Origin of the sequence: Streptomyces sp. NPDC015345 (assembly GCF_043078805.1) — a bacterium.
Classification (GTDB): Bacteria; Actinomycetota; Actinomycetes; order Streptomycetales; family Streptomycetaceae; genus Streptomyces.
Window position 1 is genome coordinate 79,781 of the sequence record NZ_JBIBTX010000003.1, and the last position, 16,718, is coordinate 96,498.

Annotated in this window: 14 protein-coding genes; 10 read left to right on the top strand and 4 right to left on the bottom strand. The window is 71.4% G+C overall.

Going from position 1 to position 16,718, the window contains the following annotated elements:
* Window positions 1-87: 87 nt before the first annotated feature.
* Window positions 88-780 carry a PepSY domain-containing protein gene (locus ACF062_RS12690; protein ID WP_392137784.1) on the top strand — a complete coding sequence of 231 codons (693 nt, stop codon included), beginning with the start codon at window positions 88-90 and terminating at the stop codon, window positions 778-780.
* A gap of 209 nt (window positions 781-989) precedes the next feature.
* On the opposite strand, the gene meaB is transcribed toward ACF062_RS12690, so the two are convergent.
* Both meaB and ACF062_RS12700 read right to left on the bottom strand, forming a co-directional pair.
* Window positions 990-1,946: a methylmalonyl Co-A mutase-associated GTPase MeaB gene (gene meaB / locus ACF062_RS12695; protein WP_392137785.1), complete on the bottom strand. Its 957-nt coding sequence runs from the start codon at window positions 1,944-1,946 to the stop codon at window positions 990-992.
* A 45-nt stretch (window positions 1,947-1,991) separates the two neighbouring features.
* A complete protein-coding gene (locus ACF062_RS12700) occupies window positions 1,992-3,194 on the bottom strand; it encodes an acetyl-CoA C-acetyltransferase (RefSeq protein WP_392137786.1) in 1,203 nt (400 codons plus the stop codon).
* Between the two features lie 136 nt (window positions 3,195-3,330).
* Between ACF062_RS12700 and mce the strand changes: the two genes are divergently transcribed.
* From mce to ACF062_RS12735, 7 genes are all read left to right on the top strand, one after another.
* Window positions 3,331-3,771 (top strand): methylmalonyl-CoA epimerase, encoded by a 441-nt coding sequence (mce, locus tag ACF062_RS12705; RefSeq protein ID WP_392137787.1) that lies wholly within the window; start codon window positions 3,331-3,333, stop codon window positions 3,769-3,771.
* Window positions 3,772-4,041: 270 nt separating this feature from the next.
* Window positions 4,042-8,079, top strand: a complete 4,038-nt coding sequence (gene scy / locus ACF062_RS12710) for a polarized growth protein Scy (RefSeq protein ID WP_392137788.1) — start codon at window positions 4,042-4,044, stop codon at window positions 8,077-8,079.
* A gap of 182 nt (window positions 8,080-8,261) precedes the next feature.
* Window positions 8,262-9,197 carry a cellulose-binding protein gene (locus ACF062_RS12715; protein WP_320589918.1) on the top strand — a complete coding sequence of 312 codons (936 nt, stop codon included), beginning with the start codon at window positions 8,262-8,264 and terminating at the stop codon, window positions 9,195-9,197.
* 122 nt (window positions 9,198-9,319) lie between these two features.
* Window positions 9,320-10,318, top strand: coding sequence for an ABC transporter ATP-binding protein (locus ACF062_RS12720; protein ID WP_392137789.1), 999 nt, complete (start codon window positions 9,320-9,322; stop codon window positions 10,316-10,318).
* A 3-nt stretch (window positions 10,319-10,321) separates the two neighbouring features.
* Window positions 10,322-11,092, top strand: coding sequence for an ABC transporter permease subunit (locus ACF062_RS12725; protein WP_392137790.1), 771 nt, complete (start codon window positions 10,322-10,324; stop codon window positions 11,090-11,092).
* 131 nt (window positions 11,093-11,223) lie between these two features.
* Window positions 11,224-12,420 (top strand): ABC transporter ATP-binding protein, encoded by a 1,197-nt coding sequence (locus tag ACF062_RS12730; RefSeq protein WP_392137791.1) that lies wholly within the window; start codon window positions 11,224-11,226, stop codon window positions 12,418-12,420.
* 122 nt (window positions 12,421-12,542) lie between these two features.
* Window positions 12,543-13,385: an ABC transporter permease gene (locus tag ACF062_RS12735; protein WP_392138833.1), complete on the top strand. Its 843-nt coding sequence runs from the start codon at window positions 12,543-12,545 to the stop codon at window positions 13,383-13,385.
* A gap of 190 nt (window positions 13,386-13,575) precedes the next feature.
* Here the strand turns inward: ACF062_RS12735 and ACF062_RS12740 are convergent, their stop codons facing one another.
* Window positions 13,576-13,908 (bottom strand): ATP/GTP-binding protein, encoded by a 333-nt coding sequence (locus tag ACF062_RS12740; protein ID WP_392137792.1) that lies wholly within the window; start codon window positions 13,906-13,908, stop codon window positions 13,576-13,578.
* 314 nt (window positions 13,909-14,222) lie between these two features.
* Between ACF062_RS12740 and ACF062_RS12745 the strand changes: the two genes are divergently transcribed.
* Window positions 14,223-15,257 (top strand): LLM class flavin-dependent oxidoreductase, encoded by a 1,035-nt coding sequence (locus tag ACF062_RS12745; protein ID WP_392137793.1) that lies wholly within the window; start codon window positions 14,223-14,225, stop codon window positions 15,255-15,257.
* Window positions 15,258-15,341: 84 nt separating this feature from the next.
* Here ACF062_RS12745 and ACF062_RS12750 read toward each other — a convergent pair whose 3' ends face one another.
* Complete coding sequence (locus ACF062_RS12750; RefSeq protein ID WP_392137794.1) at window positions 15,342-15,734, bottom strand: SCO5389 family protein; 393 nt, start codon at window positions 15,732-15,734, stop codon at window positions 15,342-15,344.
* 254 nt (window positions 15,735-15,988) lie between these two features.
* Here ACF062_RS12750 and nucS point away from each other — a divergent pair, with 254 nt between their 5' ends.
* Window positions 15,989-16,660 carry an endonuclease NucS gene (gene nucS / locus ACF062_RS12755; protein WP_125515138.1) on the top strand — a complete coding sequence of 224 codons (672 nt, stop codon included), beginning with the start codon at window positions 15,989-15,991 and terminating at the stop codon, window positions 16,658-16,660.
* Window positions 16,661-16,718 lie beyond the last annotated feature (58 nt).

Consider the following 16,718-nt stretch of genomic DNA (forward strand, 5'->3'; position numbering starts at 1 on the left):
CGTTCGGCCAGATTGGTCCTCGTCGAAAGCGAACGGCAGCGGCCCCCCGGCCGCCGCACACGCCCACCGTCCCGGGAGGAACCCCTCATGAAGCGCAACATCGTCATCGCCACCGTCGCCGCCGCGGCCCTGATCACCGGCGGTACCGCCACCGCCCTCGCGACCACCGGTGACGACGAGGGCGCGGCGAACCGGTCGAGCGTCCAGCTGAAGGACCACGACCGCAAGGACGACGACCACAAGAGTGACGACGACGGCAAGGACGACCGCGACGACGACGCCGAGAACACCGCGGAGGCCAAGGCCGCCAAGGTGACGGCCGCGGACGCCATCAGGGCGGCCCTCGCGAAGACGCCCGGCACCGCCGTCTCCGCAGAGCTCGACGAGGAGGACGGCGGCCTGGTCTGGGGCGTCGACATCCTGAAGGGCAACACCTGGCACGAGGTCGAGGTCGACCCCGGCACCGGCAAGGTGCTCGGCACCTGGGTGGACAAGGATGACGACGGCGACGACGCCGCCGACGCCGCGCGGGTGAACTCCGCCCTGAAGGGCGCGTCCACCAGCGCCGAGGACGCGGCGCGCACCGCCGCCGCCAAGGGCACGGTGACCTCCGTGGACCTGGACGACGACGGCACGGCGGGCGCCTGGGGCGTGGAGACGACGGGCGCCAAGGGCGCCGAGTCCGAGTGGCACGTCGACCTGAAGAACGGCAAGGTCACCGCGGACCGCGCGGACAGCCACGACGACCGTGACGACCAGGACGACGCCTCCGACGACTGACCGGCAGCCGCTGGCTCACAGTCACTGGTCGGCAGCCGGGTTGACCGACGACCACTGGCTCACAGCCGCTGGTCGGCAGCCACTGGCCGGCAGCCGCACGCAGGCAACCGCACGCATCCGCCTCAGGGGCGGCGCCCCACGGACGCCGCCCCTGAGGCGTTCTCGTGCCTGGCGAGTGACACGTGCCGCGCCGGAAGCGGCGCTACAGGTCACCCCTCGGTGACTCCGTCGACCAGTTCGTCCGCCGCCGCGTAAGGATCCAGCTCCCCGGCCACGATCCGCTCCGCCAGCGCCGACAGCCGCCGGTCCCCGTGCAGGGACCCGATCCGCTCCCGTAGCGCGGTGACCGCGATGGTCTCCACCTCGCGCGCCGCCCTTGCGGCACGCCGCTCGGCGAGGACGCCCCGCTCCTCCATCCACGCCCGGTGCTTCTCCAGCGCCTCGACGACCTCGTCGATGCCCTCGCCCCGCGCCGCGACCGTCTTCACGATGGGCGGGCGCCAGTCCCCCGGACCGCGGGACTCCCCGAGGCCGAGCATGTGGTTCAGCTCCCGGGCGGTGGCGTCCGCGCCGTCGCGGTCCGCCTTGTTGACGACGTACACGTCGCCGATCTCCAGGATCCCGGCCTTCGCCGCCTGGATGCCGTCGCCCATTCCGGGCGCGAGCAGGACCACCGAGGTGTCCGCCTGTGAGGCGATGTCGACCTCGGACTGGCCGACGCCGACGGTCTCCACGAGCACCACGTCGCAGCCCGCCGCGTCCAGGACGCGGATAGCCTGCGGGGCGGCCCAGGCGAGCCCGCCGAGGTGGCCGCGCGTGGCCATCGAGCGGATGTAGACCCCGGGGTCGGACGCGTGGTCCGACATGCGCACCCGGTCGCCGAGGAGGGCGCCGCCGGAGAAGGGTGACGACGGGTCGACCGCGAGCACGCCGACCCGCTTGCCGGCCCGCCGGTAGGCGCTCACGAGCGCCGACGTCGACGTCGACTTGCCGACACCGGGTGATCCCGTGAGCCCGATCACGTACGCGTGTCCCGCCAATGGAGCAAGCGCGGCCATCACTTCGCGCAGCTGCGGTGACGCCCCCTCGACCAGTGAGATCAGCCGGGCCACGGCCCGTGGCCTGCCCTCGCGGGCCTGCGCCACCAGGGAGGGGACGTCCTGCATGAAACAGCTCCGTTCGCTACGTACGGGACAGGGCGGCCGGTGGTCTCAGCCCTTGGCCACCTTGAGGATCAGCGCGTCGCCCTGCCCACCGCCACCGCAGAGCGCGGCCGCGCCGACGCCGCCGCCGCGCCGCTTCAGTTCCAGGGCCAGATGGAGTACGAGGCGCGCGCCGGACATCCCGATCGGGTGGCCGAGGGCGATGGCCCCGCCGTTGACGTTCACCTTTTCGGAGGAAACTCCGAGGTCCTTCATTGACTGCACCGCGACGGCGGCGAACGCTTCGTTGATCTCGATGAGGTCCAGGTCGCAGACGTCCAGGCCCTCCTTCTTCAGGGCGTGGCGGATGGCGTTGGACGGCTGGGACTGGAGGGAGTTGTCCGGTCCCGCCACGTTGCCGTGGGCGCCGATCTCGGCGATCCAGTGCAGGCCGAGCTCCTCGGCCTTGGCCTTGGACATGACCACGACGGCCGCGGCGCCGTCGGAGATCTGCGAGGCCGAGCCGGCGGTGATCGTGCCGTCCTTGGCGAAGGCGGGGCGCAGCTTGCCGAGGGACTCGGTGGTGGTCTCGGGGCGGATGCCCTCGTCCTTGGCGAAAAGGACCGGGTCGCCCTTGCGCTGCGGGATCTCGACCGGGGTGATCTCCGCCTCGAACAGGCCGTTCTTCTGCGCGGCGGCGGCACGCTGGTGCGACAGGGCGGCGATCTCGTCCTGCTCGGGGCGGGCGATGCCGAGGCGGCCGTTGTGCTTCTCGGTCGACTCGCCCATGGCGACGCCCTCGAAGGAGTCGGTCAGGCCGTCGTACGCCATGGAGTCGAGCATCTCGATGGCGCCGTACTTGTGGCCCTCACGGGACCCGGGGAGCAGGTGCGGCGCGTTGGTCATGGACTCCTGGCCGCCCGCCACGACGATGTCGAACTCGCCCGCGCGGATGAGCTGGTCGGCCAGCGCGATGGCGTCGAGGCCCGAGAGGCAGACCTTGTTCACGGTGAGTGCGGGGACGTTCATGGGGATGCCCGCCTTGACGGCGGCCTGGCGCGCCGGGATCTGCCCTGCCCCGGCCTGGAGCACCTGGCCCATGATCACGTACTGGACCTGGTCGCCGCCGATGCCGGCGCGGTCGAGCGCGGCCTTGATCGCGAAGCCCCCCAGGTCCGCACCCGAGAAGGACTTCAGGGAGCCGAGGAGGCGGCCCATGGGCGTGCGCGCGCCCGCGACGATCACTGAGGTGGTACCGGACGTTCGAGACATGTGCCACGGCCCCTTGGGAGGAGGAGTTAACGAGGGTTTATCTGAATGTACTGAGCGGTACGTCGCGCGTCATCGGGCGGCGAGTGTGATCGCGCGCACGTTGCGTAATCACCGCATGAAGCGCTGCACTTGAACCATGCTGACGCGAATCGACCACATCGGGATCGCCTGTTTCGACCTCGACAAGACCGTCGAGTTCTACCGGGAGACGTACGGCTTCACGGTCTTCCACACGGAGGTGAACGAGGAGCAGGGTGTGCGGGAGGCCATGCTCAAGATCAATGATACGAGCGACGGAGGTGCTTCGTACCTGCAGCTCCTGGAGCCGACCCGGGACGACTCGGCGGTCGGCAAGTGGCTGGCCAAGAACGGTGAGGGCGTGCACCACATCGCCTTCGGCACCGCGGACGTGGACGGTGACGCCGCGGCCATCAAGGACAAGGGCGTGCGGGTCCTGTACGAAGAGCCGCGGATCGGCTCGATGGGGTCACGCATCACGTTCCTCCACCCCAAGGACTGCCACGGTGTCCTGACGGAACTCGTCACTTCGGCGCCCTCCGAGTCACCGCAGCACTGACCTCCGTATATCTGGGCCGGTAGGGTTAGGGGCGGCCGTCCGAAGTCGGGGCGGCAGGCTGTCCGTACGCTGGGCGGCCGCGTGCCGGGGTCCGGGTTTCGGGGGACGAGCGTCGGGGCAGCAACCCATGCTCCGCCGTTGATCTGACACCATTCCCCCGGGGGCACCGTTCGGCGGATGGACGGGGCTCGTTGGAGAGACTTGCGACCAGGAGTGGGGCGTCCCCTGCTCGAGCGCAGCCAAGAGCTCGGGGAAGGATGGGACCGCGCAGTGCGGGGCTACGAACGCCAGGAGAACTCGCGGGCTGAGACCGACAGTCTTTCGCGGTTCGAGGCCGAGATGGACCGGCTGAAGACCGAGCGGGAGAAGGCCGTCCAGCACGCCGAGGACCTCGGCTATCAGGTCGAGGTGTTGCGCGCCAAGCTGCACGAGGCGCGCCGCAACCTCGCGTCCCGCCCTGCCTACGACAGCGCGGACATCGGTTACCAGGCCGAGCAGCTGCTGCGTAACGCGCAGATCCAGGCCGAGCAGCTGCGTGCCGACGCCGAGCGCGAGCTGCGCGAGGCCCGTGCGCAGACGCAGCGCATCCTTCAGGAGCACGCGGAGCAGCAGGCCCGGCTCCAGTCGGAGCTGCACGCCGAGGCCGTCTCACGCCGTCAGCAGCTGGACCAGGAGCTCGCCGAGCGCCGCCAGACCGTCGAGTCGCACGTCAACGAGAATGTGGCGTGGGCCGAGCAGCTGCGGGCCCGTACCGAACAGCAGGCGCGCCGTCTGCTCGACGAGTCGCGCGCCGAGGCGGAGCAGGCGCTGGCCGCCGCCCGCGCGGAGGCGGAGCGGATCGCGGCACAGGCGCGGCAGCGTCTCGCGAACGACGCCGAGTCGGCGCGCGCCGAGGCCGAGGCCATCTTGCGCCGGGCCCGTTCGGACGCCGAGCGGCTGCTGAACGCCGCATCCACGCAGGCCCAGGAGGCCACCGACCACGCCGAGCAGTTGCGCTCGACGACGGCGACCGAGTCCGAGCAGGCGCGCCGTCAGGCCGCGGAGGCGAGCCGGGCCGCCGAGCAGCGCATGACCGAGGCGGAGACCGCGCTGCGTGCGGCGCGGGCCGAGGCCGAGAAGGTGCTCGGCGAGGCCAAGGAGACGGCGGCCAAGCAGCTCGCGGCCGCGGAGGCCGCGGGTGAGCAGCGCACGCGTACCGCCAAGGAGCAGGTGGTGCGCCTCGTCGGCGAGGCCACCAAGGAGGCGGAGTCCGCCAAGTCCGAGGCGGAGCAGCTGATCGCCGACGCCCGGGCCGAGGCCGAGAAGCTGATCGCGGAGGCCGCCGAGAAGGCGCGCACGATCACCGCCGAGGAGACCGCGGGGCAGCTCGCGAAGGCGGCGCGGACGGCCGAGGAAGTCCTCGACAAGGCGTCGAAGAACGCCAAGGAGACCACGAAGGCCGCCACCGAGGAGGCCGAGCGGATCCGTTCGGAGGCGGAGACCGAGGCGGACCGGCTGCGCGCCGAGGCGCACGACATCGCCGAGGAGCTCAAGGGCGCGGCGAAGGACGACACCAAGGAGTATCGCGCCAAGACCGTCGAGCTTCAGGAGGAGGCGCGCAGGCTGCGCGGCGAGGCCGAGCAGCTGCGGGCCGAAGCCGTCTCCGAGGGTGAGCGCATCCGGGGCGAGGCGCGGCGCGAGGCCGTCAAGGAGATCGAGGAGGCGGCCAAGTCCGCCGAGGAGCTGCTCGCCAAGGCGAAGGCGGACGCCGAGGAGCTGCGGACTGCCGCGGCCACCGACAGCGAGCGGCTGCGTTCCGAGGCGGTCGAGCGTGCCACGACCCTGCGCAAGCAGGCCGAGGAGACGCTGGAGCGCACCCGCGCGGAGGCCGAGCGGCACCGTGAGGAGGCCGACGAGCAGGCGGCGGCCACCCGGTCGGAGGCCGAGGACGCGGCGCGGGCGCTGCGCGAGGAGACCGAGCGTGCCATCGCCGCCCGGCAGGCGGAGGCCGCGGAGGAGCTGACGCGGCTGCACGCGGAGGCCGAGGAGCGCCTCGCCACCGCCGAGCAGGCGTTGAGCGACGCCCGCGCGGAAGCGGCGCGGATGCGCAAGGAGGCCACGGAGGAGACCGACCGGCTGCGGGCCGAGTCCGCCGAGCGGATCCGTGCGCTCCAGGCGCAGGCCGAGGCGGAGGCCGAGCGGCTGCGCGACGAGGCCGCCGCCGATGCCTCGCAGGCGCGCGCGGAGGCCGAGACCCTCGCGGTGCGCCTGCGTTCGGAGGCGGCGGCGGAGGCCGAGCGGCTGAAGACCGAGGCGCAGGAGTCCGCGGACCGGGTGCGCGCGGAGGCGGCCGCGGCCGCCGAGCGGGTCGGCACGGAGGCCGCCGAGGCGCTGGCCGCCGCGCAGGAGGAGGCGGCGCGCCGCCGCCGCGAGGCCGAGGAGACGCTGGGGTCGGCGCGCGCGGAGGCCGACCAGGAGCGTGAGCGGGCCCGCGAGCAGAGCGAGGAGCTGCTCGCCTCGGCGCGCAAGCGGGTCGAGGAGGCGCAGGCCGAGGCCCTGCGTCTGGTCGAGGAGGCCGACCGCCGCGCCACGGAGATGGTGTCGGCGGCCGAGCAGACCGCTCAGTCCGTACGCGATTCCGTCGCCGGCCTGCACGAGGCGGCGCAGGAAGAGGTGGCTGGCCTGCGCTCGGCCGCCGAGCACGCGGCGGAGCGTACGCGCACGGAGGCGCAGGAGGAGGCCGACCGCGTCCGTTCCGACGCGTACGCCGAGCGGGAACGCGCCGCCGAGGACGCCAGCCGCATCCGGCGCGAGGCTGCGGAGGCCTCGGAGGCCGCCAAGGCCCTTGCGGAGCGCACGGTTTCGGACGCCATCGCGGAGGCCGAGCGGATGCGTTCGGACGCCTCGGAGCACGCCCAGCGGGTGCGCACGGAGGCCTCCGACACCATCGCGCAGGCCGAGCAGGACGCGGCCCGCACGCGGGCCGACGCCCGCGAGGACGCCAACCGCATCCGCAGTGACGCGGCGGGTCAGGCCGACACGCTGATCGGCGAGGCCCGCAGCGAGGCCGAGCGGTTGCAGAACGAGACGATCGCGGAGGCCGAGCGCCTTCGTGCCGAGTCGACGGAGCAGGCGGAGCGCCTCAAGTCGGAGTCGACCGCGGAGGCCGAGCGGCTGCGCGCCACGTCCACGGCCGAGGCGGAGCGGGTGCGCGCCGAGTCCACCGCGGAGGCGGAGCGGCTGCTCGCCGAGACGGCCGCGGAGGCCGAGCGGGTGCGCGCGGAGTCCGTGGCCAAGGCCGAGAAGCTCATCTCGGACGCTTCCGGCGACGCGGAGCGGCTGCGTGCGGAGGCCGCCGAGGCGGTCAACTCCGCCCAGCAGCACGCCGAGCGGATCCGGAGCGAGTCCGAGCGCGTCAAGGCGGAGGCGGCGGCGGAGGCCGAGCGGCTCACGTCCGAGGCGCGTGAGGAGGCCGGACGCACCCTGGACGAGGCCCGGCAGGCCGCCAACAAGAAGCGTCAGGAGGCGGCCGAGCAGGTCGACACGCTCATCACGGAAGCCGCGGCCGAGGCCGAGAAGCTGACGGCGGACGCCCAGGAGAAGGCGCTGAAGGCGACCACGGACGCCGAGGCGCAGGCCGACACGATGGTGGGCGCGGCGCGCAAGGAGGCCGAGCGGCTGGTCACCGAGGCCACGATCGAGGGCAACTCCCTGGTGGAGAAGGCCCGTACGGACGCGGACGAGCTGCTCATCGGGGCCCGGCGGGACGCGACGGCCATAAGGGAGCGCTCCGAGGAGCAGCGTGACCGGCTGACGACGGAGATCGAGGAGCTGCACGAGCGTGCGCGCCGCGAGTCGGCGGAGGCGATGAAGACCGCGGGCGAGCGCTGTGACGCTTTGGTGAAGGCTGCCGAGACGCAGCTCGCCGAGGCGCAGACGAAGGCGAAGGCACTGGTCTCGGACGCCGATTCCGAGGCGGGCAAGGTCCGGATCGCCGCGGTGAAGAAGGCCGAGGGGCTCCTGAAGGAGGCCGAGACGAAGAAGGCGTCGCTGGTCGCCGAGGCCGAGCGGATCAAGGCGGAGGCCGAGGCCGAGGCGACGCGCATGGTCGAGGAGGGCAAGCGCGAGCTGGAGGTCCTGGTGCGGCGCCGGGCGGACATCAACGCGGAGATCTCCCGTGTCCAGGACGTGTTGGAGGCGTTGGAGTCCTTCGAGGCGCCGACGGGCGGCGGGAAGTCGACGTCGGGCGGCGGTTCCGGCGCGGGCGGTGTCAAGGCCGGCGCGGCGGCCGGATCTACTCGATCGGGTGGCAAGACGTCAGAGGGCTAGCCAAAGAGGGCTTACCGTGCTGAGTGAGGACCTTCGGCCCTGTCCCTGGCAAGGCCTCTGACGTCTTGCCACTCAAAAGGGGTGTCATTCTCCAGATCAAACGGGCATCTGCTCGATGACACGCCGCCTGGACCCCTAGGATTCCCTCTATCACCTCACCGGTCTCATTCGACAGGAACCCCATGAGCGACACTTCCCCCTACGGCTTCGAGCTTGTGCGGCGTGGGTACGACCGCGCTCAGGTGGACGAACGTATCTCCAAGCTCGTCTCCGACCGTGACAACGCTCTTGCTCGTATCACTGCTCTGGAAAAGCGCATCGAGGAGCTGCACCTCGAGACGCAGAACGCGCAGGCCCAGGTCGCCGACGCCGAGCCGTCGTACGCCGGGCTCGGCGCCCGCGTCGAGAAGATCCTCCGCCTCGCCGAGGAGGAGGCGAAGGACCTGCGCGAGGAGGCCCGTCGCGCGGCCGAACAGCACCGCGAGCTCGCCGAGTCCGCCGCGCAGCAGGTGCGCAACGACGCCGAGTCGTTCGCGTCCGAGCGCAAGGCGAAGGCCGAGGACGAGGGCGTTCGGATCGTCGAGAAGGCCAAGGGCGAGGCGAACGCCCTGCGCGCCGAGGCCCAGAAGGACGCGCAGTCCAAGCGTGAGGAAGCGGACGCCCTCTTCGAGGAGACGCGCGCCAAGGCCGCCCAGGCCGCCGCCGACTTCGAGACGAACCTCGCCAAGCGCCGCGAGCAGTCCGAGCGGGACCTGGCGTCGCGTCAGGCCAAGGCGGAGAAGCGGCTCGCGGAGATCGAGCACCGCGCGGAGCAGCTGCGTCTCGAGGCGGAGAAGCTGCGCACGGACGCGGAGCGTCGCGCCCGCCAGACGGTGGAGACGGCGCAGCGTCAGGCCGAGGACATCGTGGCGGACGCGAACGCCAAGGCGGACCGGATCCGCAGCGAATCCGAGCGGGAGCTCGCGGCGCTCACCAACCGCCGGGACAGCATCAACGCGCAGCTCACCAATGTGCGGGAGATGCTGGCGACGCTCACGGGTGCGGCGGTGGCTGCCGCGGGGACTCCTGCGGAGGACGAGCCGATCAGCCGCGGGGTGCCCGCGCAGCAAACGCGCTGAGGTCCGTGGGGATCTGCCGGTCCGCTGTGGCTGGTCGCGCAGTTCCCCGCGCCCCTTTGGGGCACACCTGAGTCCCCTGCTCTCCAGTGGCAGGGGACTTTCACCCGTTTTAGCGTTGCCGCATGATCGAGCTCGAGGGGCTGACCAAGCGGTACGGCGAGAAGGTGGCCGTCAACAACCTCACCTGCACCGTGCACCCCGGCGTCGTCACCGGCTTCCTCGGTCCGAACGGCGCGGGGAAGTCGACCACGATGCGCATGATGCTCGGGCTCGACAACCCGTCAGCCGGCACGGTCCGCATCGACGGCAAGCACTACTCCCAGCTCAGGGACCCCCTCAAGTGCATCGGCGCCCTCCTCGACGCCAAGGCCATGCACGGCGGGCGCAGCGCCTTCAACCATCTGCTCTGCCTCGCGCAGAGCAACGGCATCCCGCGCGCCCGCGTCGGCGAGGTCCTCGACACCGTGGGGCTGACCGCCGTCGCCAAGAAGAAGGCCAAGGGCTTCTCGCTCGGCATGGGCCAGCGCCTCGGCATCGCGGGCGCGCTGCTCGGCGACCCCGAGATCCTGATGTTCGACGAGCCGGTCAACGGCCTGGACCCCGAGGGCATCCACTGGATCCGCAACCTCATGAAGTCCCTCGCCTCCCAGGGGCGCACGGTCTTCGTCTCCTCGCATCTGATGAGCGAGATGGCGCTCACCGCCGACCATCTCGTGGTCATCGGCCAGGGCCGCCTCCTCGCGGACACGTCGATGTCCGACTTCATCCGGCGCAACTCACGCTCGTACGTCCGGCTGCGCTCCCCCGAGCGCGAGCGGCTCCTCGATGTGCTGCACCGCGCGGGCGTCACCGTCACCGAAGCGGGCGACGGCGTCCTCGAAGTGGACGGCACGGCGGCCGAGGAGCTCGGTGAGCTGGCCGCGAGCCACCGGGTCGTCCTGCACGAACTGAGCCCCCAGCAGGCCTCCCTGGAGGAGGCCTTCATGCGGCTCACCGCCGAGTCGGTCGAGTACCACGCGCACTCCGACCACACCGGCCACCCGGACCACCCCGGCCCGCTCCCGCCCGACCGTGCCCCCGGCTGGGGCGAGAGCTGGCAGCAGCGGCGGAAGGGAGCCTGAGCGATGGCCGCGGCGCAGGTACTTCGATCGGAGTGGACCAAGATCCGCTCGGTCTCCTCGACGGTGTGGACGCTCGGCCTCGCCGGTGTCGTCACGGTCGCGCTCGGGGCGCTGATCAGCATCCTGTCCAGGAACGACTACGACAGCCTCGACGCCGGGGACCGGCTGACCTTCGACGCGACGTACATCAGCTTCGCCGGGATGTCCCTCGGCCAGCTCGCGATGATCGTCTTCGGGGTGCTCGTCGTCTCCAACGAGTACAGCACCGGGATGATCCGCACCTCCCTGGCGGCGGTCCCGCAGCGCGGCACGTTCCTGTTCGGCAAGATCCTCGTGGCCACGCTGCTCGCCTTCGCCGTGGGCCTGGCCACCAGCTTCGTCGCGTTCTTCGTCGGGCAGGCGATGCTCGGCCCCTACCGGGCGGGGATCGGCGACCCCGGTGTGCTGCGGGCCGTCATCGGCGGCGGCCTCTACATGACGCTCATCGCGATGTTCTCGATGGGCGTGGCGGCGATGCTGCGCAGCCCGATGCTGTCGCTGGGCATCCTGATGCCCTTCTTCTTCCTGATCTCCAGCATCCTCGGCAACGTGTCGGCCACGAAGAAGCTCGGCCGCTTCCTGCCCGACCAGGCCGGCAGCAAGATCATGCAGGTCAGGTCACCGCTCGACGACGACACCCCGTACGGGCCCTGGGGCGGCCTGGCGATCATGGTGGCGTGGGTCGTGGTGGCGCTGGTGGGCGGGTACGCGGTGCTGAAGAAGCGGGACGCGTAGGCCGCGCCCCCGCTCCGCACGTTCGGTTCTCTTTACTCGCTCTTGGCTGGAACCGTCAGCTCCCCGATATCCTCCTAACCCTTACGGGGGCGTGTGCCCCGACGTCCTGAACCATTCGATGGGTGCGGAGAATGATCGAGGCAGTCGGCCTGACGAAGCGCTACGGCGCCAAGACAGCCGTGTACAACCTTTCCTTCCAGGTGCGGCCCGGGACCGTCACCGGCTTCCTCGGGCCCAACGGCTCCGGCAAGTCGACGACGATGCGCATGATCCTCGGGCTCGACACCCCCACCACGGGGCAGGTGACGATCGGCGGTTACCCGTACCGCAAGCTGCCCAACGCCCCCCGCCAGGTCGGCGCGCTGCTCGACGCCAAGGCGGTGCACGGCGGCCGGCACGCCCGCAACCACCTGCTCTGCCTCGCGCAGCTCTCCGGCATCCCGGCCCGCCGGGTCGACGAGGTGCTCGGCGTCGTCGGCCTCCAGGACGTGGCGAAGAAGCGCTCCAAGGGCTTCTCGCTCGGCATGGGCCAGCGCCTCGGCATCGCGGCGGCGCTCCTCGGCGACCCGCAGGTGCTGCTCTTCGACGAGCCCGTCAACGGCCTCGACCCCGAGGGCATCCTCTGGGTCCGCAACCTCATGAAGTCACTCGCGGCCGAGGGACGCACGGTCTTCGTGTCGTCGCACCTCATGAGCGAGATGGCCCTCACCGCCGAGCATCTGATCGTGATCGGCCGCGGCCAGCTGCTCGCCGACATGAGCGTCAAGGACTTCATCTCGCACAACTCCGCCGACTTCGCGCGGGTGCGTACGCCGGACACCGACCCCCAGCAGCGCGAGAAGCTGACGGCCGCGCTGACCGAGGCGGGCGGCCAGGTCCTGCCCGAGCTGGACGGCGCGCTGCGCGTGACCGGTCTGCCGCTGCCCCGCATCAGCGACCTCGCGCACGGCGCGGACGTCCGCCTGTGGGAGCTCTCGCCGCATCAGGCCTCGCTGGAGGAGGCGTACATGCGGATGACGCAGGGCGCCGTCGACTACCGCTCCACGGTCGACCAGCGCGCGGGCCTCCAGCAGCCGATGCAGCCCGGCGCCATGCCCGGCGTGCCGCCGCAGGGCCAGCTGCCGGTGCCCGGCCAGGACCAGCCCGGCTGGTACGCGCCGCCGCCGCCCCAGCAGGGCGGTCAGCCCTTCGCGATGCCGCAGCCGCAGGGCGCCGGGACGCCGAACCCGTACGCCGCCGCGCCCCCACAGGCCGCACCCGCACCCGCTCCCGCTCCCGCGCCCGAGATGACCAAGCGCGCCAACGACAACGAGGACGCTCCCCGATGACCACGCCTGAGACTCCGCAGCAGCAGCCGCAGGCGCAGCAGGCCCCCCAGCCCCAGCAGGCGTACGCCCAGGCCGGCGCTCCCGCGCAGGGTGCCCCGATGGGCGCTCCCATGGCCACCCCGATGGCTCCCCCGCCCGCCGCCCCGGCGCCGCCCTCCGCCTGGCAGCAGGCGATGGCCAACGCCTACACCTCGCCGATCCCGGTCAGGAAGACCCACCTCGGCAACGCCCTCGCCTCCGAGTGGACGAAGATCAAGTCGGTGCGCTCCACCATGTGGACGCTGGGCATCTTCCTCCTCCTGGTGATCGGCATCGGCCTGCTCGCCGCCGCGAACACCACGCCCGAGAACTACTCGGACATGCCGTACACCGTGCCGGCCTTCTTCGGCCTGATGCTGGGCCAGATCTGCCTGATCACGCTCGGCGTCCTCGTCACGTCGTCGGAGTACGGCACGGGCATGATCCGTACGACGTTCACGGCGTCCCCGCAGCGCTACCGCGTCCTGACCGCGAAGATCATCGTCTTCTTCGTCACGGCCTTCGTCGTCTCCGCGGGCTCCATCCTGCTGGTGGGCCTCGTGACGTCGTCGATGAACAGCGGTCCCGGCTCGGGCGACCTGCCGTGGGCGGGCACGGTCCTCAAGGGCGGCCTGTACGTCTCGCTCCTCGGCGTCCTCGCGCTCGCCGTCGGCTCCATGCTGCGGCACTCCGCGGGCGCCATCACCGCGATGCTCGGCCTGGTCCTCGTACCGGCGATCATGCCCGTGTTCCTGATGATCTGGGAGAGCACGCAGACGCTCGCCGAGAAGATGTCCGACTACAACGCCATCAACTCGCTCGCCAAGATCTTCGGCGCGGACGGCGTGGACGGCTCCGGCGGCACGTCCCAGCTGCTCGTGCTCGTCGTCGTGACGGCCGTCGCGATCGCCGGCGCCTTCGCCCTGCTGGAGAAGCGCGACGTCTGACGCGCGCGAGGGCCGCTAGGGCCTGTCTGACAATTCGCGTCGTCGCCCGGAGGGCGGCCTCGCGGCGTCAGGTGCGTGCTCTCGGCGTGCCGGGCGTAGGGCCTCGTACTGGATGTACTTGGCTCTGCGCCCGGTGCGGCGAGAGTGCGTGCATGGCGTCGCGAGGCAGGCGGGAAGTGTCAGACAGGCCCTAGTACCGCGGCGCGTTACGGGACCGCTGCACCCGCGTGGTGCGGCGGTCCTTCGCGTTCCAGCACGCCTTGTGCCAGTGCCTGCGCTCGTCCACCCCTGAGTGCTCGGGCCAGGCCACCACGTGCGCGAGCGCCGAGGGGATCTCCTGGTCGCAGCCGGGGCAGCGGTAGCGCTTGCCCGCCGAACTCGCCCCCGCGACATGGCGTACGCTCCACCGCTCGCCCTGCCAGGTCTCGGCGTTCTGGAACCCGCCGTAGCGGCCCGACGGCTCCGCGTCCGCGGACGCCCTCGGCTCTCCGGCGCCCTTGGGGCGGTTGCGACGCGGGGACACGGGACACCTCGCTGGCTGTACGACGGTCAGGGGTGTGACCAGCCTACGCGCCGCGCCGCGGGGTACTCGTCGCGTACCTACTCCCGCAGCGCCCCCCCACACACACCGCGTTGAACATGCACGGAACACCACACGGAACACCGCACGGAACCCCTGGACAGGAACTCTGGACAGAAACTCTGGACAGAAACTCTGGACAGGAACTCTGCACGGAAAATCCAACAATCTTCATGCCAGGCCGTGCCTTTGGCACGTGTCATGCGTTGTTGCCCTTTGGGGAGTGCCTGCGTCGGTGCCAAGGAGGCAGGAGTTCGATGCGTGTAGGTAGTTTTGTTCTGGCCGCCCAGTTCCCCGGGCAGGGGCAGGGGGAGGCACTGCACCGGGCGGTGCGGTCCGCCGAGGTGGCCGAGGAGGCGGGGCTGGACTCGGTCTGGCTCGCCGAGCACCACTTCGTGCCGTACGGCACATGTCCCTCGGCGGTGACCCTGGCGGCGCTGCTCCTCGGACGGACCCAGAGGATCCGCGTCGGCACGGCCGTGAGCGTCCTGCCCACCGTGCACCCCGTCGCACTCGGCGAGCAGGCGGCCCTGCTCCACGTGACCTCGGGCGGCCGCTTCTCGCTCGGCGTCGGCCGGGGCGGGCCGTGGGTGGACCTGGAGGTCTTCGGCGCGGGCCTGGAGGCATACGAAAAGGGGTTCCCCGACTCCCTCGACCTGCTGCTGCGGTGGTTGACCGAGCCGCGGGTCGAGAGCACGGGCGGGCGGTTCCCCTTCCGGGAGGTCACCGTCGTGCCGCGCCCGCAGGAGGCCTTGGGCGGCGAAGGCGACAGCGGTCCCGAGGTGGTCCTCGCCTGCACCTCGCCGACCAGTGTGCGGCTCGCCGCGCAGCGCGGTCTGCCGATGCTGCTCGGCATGCACGTGGGCGACGACGAGAAGGCCGAAATGGTGGCCTTGTGGAAACGGCACGCACGTGCCGCCGGGCACACGCCGGAGGTAATCGCCGCGGCTTCACACGTGTCCGCCGGGGTGGTGCAGATCGGGGACCGCCGCCTGGAGGCCGCCGAGACGTTACAGAAAGCGATGCCGGGCTGGCTCAAGCAGGGCCTGGACGCCCATCTGACGGTCGACGGCCGCCGCCGCCCCATGCGGGACCCGCTGGCGTACACCGAGTTGCTCTGCGGGCTGCACCCCGTGGGGACTCCGCAGGTGTGCGCGGACCGTCTCGCGGCCACGGCGGAGCGCACGGGCATCACGCGCTTCGCGCTGCTCGTGGAGGGCTCCGGCGACCTCGCGGCCACGGAGGAGAACGTACGGCGGCTGGGAGCCGAGGTGCTGCCCCAACTGGCGTGACGGCCGACCCGGTGACCGGGCCGGGCCGGGAGCTGCCGCTCCGGACTGATACACCTCCCGCGTACGGAGCGGCAGCGACAAGCGTCAGCAGTCCCGCAGTCCGGGCGACTGGTTGAGCAGCTGGCCCCGGATCGAGGTGAAGCGGGCAAGCCTGTCGTCCACCGAGGAATCCAGCGGGAAGACCGCCACACGGTGGCAGTTCTGGAATGCCAGACGCACTCCGAAGTGCCGCTGCAGAGCGCCGCGAATCGCGTCACTCGCGAGCGCGCGCAGCAGCTGTCCACGTGCCTGCTCGTCCGGGGGCGGCGTCTGGTTGTCGGCGAACTCTCCGCCGTCGACCTTCAGCTGGGCCACCAGGGAGCTGATCATCTCCCATGCGTAAGGCAGGGAGGTCCGGACGCAGTCGACGAAAGCTGCTTCGTCCACCTCGCCTCGCTCGGCCTGTTCCAACAGTGCCGGTGAGACGTCGAGCGACATGGGTTCTCCTCTCGCACCCCCGTCGAGCGAGGGCTTACGGACAGGGATGGAGTCCGCATACGCAGCGTGCACGGATCGCGACCTCCCGCTTCTACGGTAGGCAACGGGCGGTGACCGCACCAGGAGATTGGGCGCATAACCGGCCAGGATCGAACGGGTCCATCGGCGGACAAGTCACACGATCCCCGCGGTGCCCACCGGCCCCCGACGGGCGAATCGCGTGCACCACCCCGAGTCGAGTAGCGTTGCGCCCCATGCGTCTCGTCATTGCCCGATGCTCCGTGGACTACGCGGGCCGGCTCACCGCCCATCTCCCGTCGGCCCCCCGTCTGATCCTTGTGAAGGCGGACGGCAGCGTCTCGATCCACGCGGACGACAGGGCCTACAAACCCCTCAACTGGATGTCCCCGCCCTGCACGCTGAAGGAGGGATCAGGGGACGACGCCGGTGTGTGGACCGTCGTGAACAAGGCGGGCGAGAAGCTCATCATCACGATGGAGGAAGTCCTGCACGACTCCTCGCACGAGCTGGGCGTGGACCCCGGGCTCATCAAGGACGGCGTGGAAGCGCACCTCCAGGAGCTCCTCGCCGACCGGATCGAGACCCTCGGTGAGGGATACTCCCTCATCCGCCGCGAGTACATGACGGCGATCGGCCCGGTCGACATCCTCTGCCGGGACGCCGACGGGCAGACCGTCGCGGTGGAGATCAAGCGGCGCGGCGAGATCGACGGCGTCGAGCAACTGACGCGTTATCTGGAGCTGTTGAACCGCGACCCGCACCTTGCGCCCGTCAGGGGCATCTTCGCCGCCCAGGAGATCAAGCCGCAGGCCCGCGTCCTGGCCACGGACCGCGGCATCGGCTGCACGGTCCTGGACTACAACGCGCTGCGCGGCATCGAGGACGACAAGCTGCGGCTGTTCTGAGAGACATCACACGTACGCGTGAGGGGCCGGGTCCAGCTGGACCCGGCCCCTCACGCGT

Bases quoted from the DNA above. Each gene is read 5' to 3' on its own strand.
- ACF062_RS12735 (WP_392138833.1), top strand. From the start codon at position 12,543: ATGGCTCCCCCGCCCGCCGCCCCGGCGCCGCCCTCCGCCTGGCAGCAG.
- ACF062_RS12700 (WP_392137786.1), bottom strand. From the start codon at position 3,194: ATGTCTCGAACGTCCGGTACCACCTCAGTGATCGTCGCGGGCGCGCGC.
- ACF062_RS12720 (WP_392137789.1), top strand. From the start codon at position 9,320: ATGATCGAGCTCGAGGGGCTGACCAAGCGGTACGGCGAGAAGGTGGCC.
- mce (WP_392137787.1), top strand. From the start codon at position 3,331: ATGCTGACGCGAATCGACCACATCGGGATCGCCTGTTTCGACCTCGAC.
- ACF062_RS12750 (WP_392137794.1), bottom strand. From the start codon at position 15,734: ATGTCGCTCGACGTCTCACCGGCACTGTTGGAACAGGCCGAGCGAGGC.
- meaB (WP_392137785.1), bottom strand. From the start codon at position 1,946: ATGCAGGACGTCCCCTCCCTGGTGGCGCAGGCCCGCGAGGGCAGGCCA.
- nucS (WP_125515138.1), top strand. From the start codon at position 15,989: ATGCGTCTCGTCATTGCCCGATGCTCCGTGGACTACGCGGGCCGGCTC.
- ACF062_RS12745 (WP_392137793.1), top strand. From the start codon at position 14,223: ATGCGTGTAGGTAGTTTTGTTCTGGCCGCCCAGTTCCCCGGGCAGGGG.
- ACF062_RS12725 (WP_392137790.1), top strand. From the start codon at position 10,322: ATGGCCGCGGCGCAGGTACTTCGATCGGAGTGGACCAAGATCCGCTCG.
- ACF062_RS12715 (WP_320589918.1), top strand. From the start codon at position 8,262: ATGAGCGACACTTCCCCCTACGGCTTCGAGCTTGTGCGGCGTGGGTAC.
- ACF062_RS12730 (WP_392137791.1), top strand. From the start codon at position 11,224: ATGATCGAGGCAGTCGGCCTGACGAAGCGCTACGGCGCCAAGACAGCC.
- ACF062_RS12690 (WP_392137784.1), top strand. From the start codon at position 88: ATGAAGCGCAACATCGTCATCGCCACCGTCGCCGCCGCGGCCCTGATC.